This window comes from Planotetraspora sp. GP83 (genome assembly GCF_041262585.1).
GTDB lineage: Bacteria > Actinomycetota > Actinomycetes > Streptosporangiales > Streptosporangiaceae > JAOEGB01.
Map to the genome: position 1 here is coordinate 1 of NZ_JBGCBZ010000048.1, position 4,034 is coordinate 4,034.

The window sequence follows — 4,034 nt, forward strand, 5'->3', positions numbered from 1 at the left end:
ACGTTGGCGCGTCGGCCTAATCTCGAAACCATCATCGGATGATCCGGGAAGGTACACCCCCTCCCGGCAGATCCACAGGTTTCGATCATTGCTCGACGCTGCGATCCCCCGACTTCTTCGAAGGTTTTACCTGACCGGTTCCACCGCTCTGGACGATTTCCACCCGGGCTGGAGCGACATCGACTTCATAGCGGTGTCCGCCGCACCGCCGGAACCCAAGCCGATCATCGCCCTGGAGCACGCGCCCACCCAACTGGCAAGCCGCTACCGGCGGCCATTCTTCGATGGTGTCGGCGTACTGCTTCCCTTACAGAGCCAGGTACAGGTAAACGTGCAGAGGCGATCAGCGTGTCGGTCGGCGTTCAGCCGCGTGCTGCGGCCTCGATCGCCTGCTTCATCTCCACCGCGCCGCGTTCGATGCGAATCCGGATCTCGGCGGCGAGCACGTGCGGCAAGACGTCGGTGGTCCAGATCAGCCGGCCCGCCCGGTCACCCTCAGAGCGAACTTCGAACGAGGCATGGTGGTGCTCGATCGGTGGCCGCGCGCCCTCAACGACGGAGTAGGCCAGGCGGCGCGCGTCGTCGTCGATCGCGACGATCAGCTCACGGATGACGTGCCCATCGGGAAAGGTCAGGAACCGCTGGTCGCCCTCGAGCCGGGTGCCAGTAACGCGACCGGGCAGCAGGCGCTCGTGCACGGCGCCGACGTCGCGCAGCACGTCCCAGATGTGCTCGGGGGACGCGTCGATCACAATCTCGTGGCGGATGGAGGCCATGGCGGCAGGGGCTCCTCTCAGGGCGGGACAGGTCGTGATCAACCTAGCCGGAGCACATCCGAGCCCAGAACTCACGGTGGACACGACCCGGACCGCCTCCGCACCTGGACACGCGGCAACCTGGACATCTATTGGAGCTCTACCTCAACCCCTTCTCCCGGCGGATCCAACCCCTCGACTTCATGGCCATCGCCGACGCTCACCAGATCGCTCACCGCTGACGGAGTCGAGACAGCGGGATTTGAACCTGCCACCCCTTTACACCAGAGCATCGACCGCCAGCCACAGCTCGACCGCGGCCACGCGGAGACGATCAACCACGAGCGGATCCGGCTGCTGCGCTGGGGATTGAGAGGTCACAGGCCGCCTCACCCTGTCACCGGTGACAGTCACTCAGTTGGTCACTCAGCAACAGAAAAGGGCGCCACGTGATCACGTGACACCCTATCCGACCTGCGAAAACGCGGTCGGGACGACAGGATTTGAACCTGCGACCCCTTGACCCCCAGTCAGGTTTTCTCGTTCAACCAAATGCCGAGCTGATCGCCTCACATCCATTAAAGTGCAGGTAGACGGCCTGATTGGGCTGTCGGATCCTGTCAGCGGATCTCGACCGCTGACGCGGGATACAGCAACAAATGAGCAACGGACGATCATCAGGAGGACGCATGGGCCACTCCTACGTCAGGGTCGGAGCAGACGGCAAGAAGCGGTACACGGCGATGTACCGGGACATCCGCGGAGAGCGGCACTCGGCCGGCACCTTCACCAGCAACAGCAAGCTGGAACGTGACGACCTGCTCTTCGTCTACCGCCCCGAAGAGCCGACACCACAGCCAGAGACGCAACCGGTCGAGCACCTCGGCCTGACCGAACCGAACGCCGCCGGACGCCGGTACCGGCACGGCACACTCAGCGCCTACTCCGCGGGCAAATGCCGCTGCCAGCACTGCAGGAACGCCTACGCCACCTACCGAGCGGAACGCCGAGCCGCCGGAAGGGACGACCCGCGCCAGACCCGGCGCTGGGACACCGACGGCCACATCCCCCGCCGCTGGTTCCGCGACCAGGTATGGCGGCCGGCTCTGGCTGTCTCAGGCCTGGAGTTCAAGGTTAAGATGCACGACCTCCGTCATGCCCACGCCTCCTGGCTCCTCGCCGGCGGCGCCGACCTTCAGGTGGTGAAAGAGCGCCTCGGCCACGGCAGCATCTCCACCACCGAGAAGTACCTCCACACCCTCCCCGACGCCGACGAAACCGCCCTTGACGCCCTTGCTCGTACGCGCGCCCGGTCGAGTAGATAGCCAGGTGCAATGGACAAGTATTGCTGCGGATCGCTGTGTCGCGGCGAGGGGTGCGGTCACTGGAATATCTGCCGCAATCCTGCCTTGACTTTCTCGCCCACGACTCTCAAAGCTGGGCCACGTCCCACCCCTCTTTCCAGAGGGGTCCCGCGGAACTGTAGGTGGCAGTCGCCGAGTCAGGTCACCCCATCAAGGGTGGTCCATCCCAGTGGGAATAGCTTCACGCCCCTCTCTACCGGAAGAGCGGCGTGAACCCGCAGAAACGCCGCAAATTGTTATGTCGTTTCACGCGACTTTCCTACGTATCATGTCGAGGTGGGTCTATCTGATCTTCGCCATGAGATGGTGCTCGCGGCCCTCGAGGAGCACGACGAGTTGGGCCGCGACGCGTTCCTCGATCAGTACGGCTACCGCCCGGCCCGGGACTACTTCCTCATCCATGAGGGCAGGCGATATGACTCCAAAGCGATCGCCGGAGTCGCCCACCGCGGCGTGACCGGCCGCCCTCTACGCGCCGCCGAGTTTTCCGGCGGCAACATCACCGTGGCACGTGCCCTCTCCCGCCTCGGCTTCACGGTGACCACGCCAGGACAACCTCTTCCCGAGGATCCGGTCGAGCTCTTGCTGCACAAGGTCGCGAACCTCGAAACCGCGATATCCCCACAGACTCATCGGCGCAAGAGGCACCAGCCACTCACACTCCTGTGGGCCCTGGGACGGGCCGCCCAGGGCCAAACACGGCTCGTCTCCTGGCCGGTCACCCGTCAGGAGATCAGCGAGCTGATCACGACTTTCGGACTCGACGATGATGCCCCAAACCCCGAGTACCCGGTCCTCAAGCTCACCCACTTCGGACTTTGGGAACTGCCGGGCCAACAGGATCCGCCCGCCGCGAGCGGCAACTTACCGATCCGATGGATGCGTCAACACCAGCCCGCGAGCGGCCTGCTTCCATGGGTGCATGACCTGGTGATGCGGGAAGTGATTCGCGCACGCGCCGTCGCGCTGCTGTTGAACGAGTACTTCACCGGCGTCAATCAGGAGGCACTCCTTACCCGCGTCGGACTCACGCCCTCAGCGGATACCCCACCCCTGCAGGCAGAGACACCAGCACCGCCCCAGCGTGAAGTCACCGGCATGCGCGTAATCCGCGACTCCGCTCTCGCACGATTGGTCAAAGACATCCATGATCACCGATGCCAGATATGCGGGACACGCCTGGCCCTCCGCGAGGGGTACTACGCCGAGGCCGCCCACATCCGGCCCGTCGGCAGTCCTCACGACGGCCCAGACGAACGAAGCAACCTTCTCTGCCTGTGCCCCAACGATCACGCCCTGTTCGATCGTGGCGCGATCCTGATCCAGAACGACTTCACGATGCTGGACGCCCTGACCGGCGCCACGGTTGGCCTGGGTTCCCTGCGCAGGATGCCTGAACACGTCATCAGCAGGTCCCACCTTGCCTACCACCGGAAGATCTCGGCAAATCCATAGCTTGATCAAGTGCGCAAGGGTGTCCTCAACAGCGCGGAAGCGAACCATCAAGATTGCTACCCGCCCCTTGCCTCGATCCCCGACTGTCGTACGCAAGACCGCAGAGCAGGCTGTGTTCGAGGCAGCAGGCGGCCCAGCGAACTTCCTTCTGAACAGCTCGCACGTCCGTTACGCTCCACTCGAAAGTCAAGAAACAGCAATCTGAGAGGCAATAACACGGGCCCATGACCTTGCTCACCCTGCGGCAGGCGGCCGCCCGCTTCGACCTCTCCTTCGCCGCACTACAAAAGATCGTCTCTGCTGGTCTACTCCAACGCCGTTGCGTTTAGCGTCGGGGACGGGAGGCAAGTCCCTTCTCGAAGATTGTGACGTCGGCGTGGAAGCTGTAGGTCTGTGCGGTTGCGGGGTGCTGCCCGGCGTTTGGTCCGTACTTGCTGGTCGGGTTCTTTCGCGTACGGGC

General features: G+C 63.9%; 3 protein-coding genes and 1 pseudogene. 3 read left to right on the forward strand and 1 reads right to left on the reverse strand.

Annotated elements, in window-relative coordinates:
• Nucleotides 1–88: 88 nt before the first annotated feature.
• Nucleotides 89–202: pseudogene (locus ABH927_RS34070) on the forward strand (nucleotidyltransferase domain-containing protein); the annotation flags it as partial.
• Nucleotides 203–362: 160 nt separating this feature from the next.
• Here ABH927_RS34070 and ABH927_RS34075 read toward each other — a convergent pair.
• A complete protein-coding gene (locus tag ABH927_RS34075; RefSeq protein ID WP_370028605.1) occupies nucleotides 363–776 on the reverse strand; it encodes an SRPBCC family protein in 414 nt (137 codons plus the stop codon).
• A 668-nt stretch (nucleotides 777–1,444) separates the two neighbouring features.
• Here ABH927_RS34075 and ABH927_RS34080 point away from each other — a divergent pair.
• Together ABH927_RS34080 and ABH927_RS34085 are read left to right on the forward strand one after the other, a co-directional pair.
• On the forward strand, nucleotides 1,445–2,080 hold the full coding sequence (locus ABH927_RS34080) for a tyrosine-type recombinase/integrase (RefSeq protein WP_370028607.1): 636 nt from the start codon (nucleotides 1,445–1,447) through the stop codon (nucleotides 2,078–2,080).
• Nucleotides 2,081–2,395: 315 nt separating this feature from the next.
• The gene (locus ABH927_RS34085; protein WP_370028609.1) at nucleotides 2,396–3,574 is read left to right on the forward strand and encodes an HNH endonuclease; all 1,179 of its coding nucleotides are present in this window, start codon (nucleotides 2,396–2,398) and stop codon (nucleotides 3,572–3,574) included.
• Nucleotides 3,575–4,034: the final 460 nt, after the last annotated feature.

Bases quoted from the DNA above. Each gene is read 5' to 3' on its own strand.
- ABH927_RS34080 (WP_370028607.1), top strand. From the start codon at position 1,445: ATGGGCCACTCCTACGTCAGGGTCGGAGCAGACGGCAAGAAGCGGTAC.
- ABH927_RS34075 (WP_370028605.1), bottom strand. From the start codon at position 776: ATGGCCTCCATCCGCCACGAGATTGTGATCGACGCGTCCCCCGAGCAC.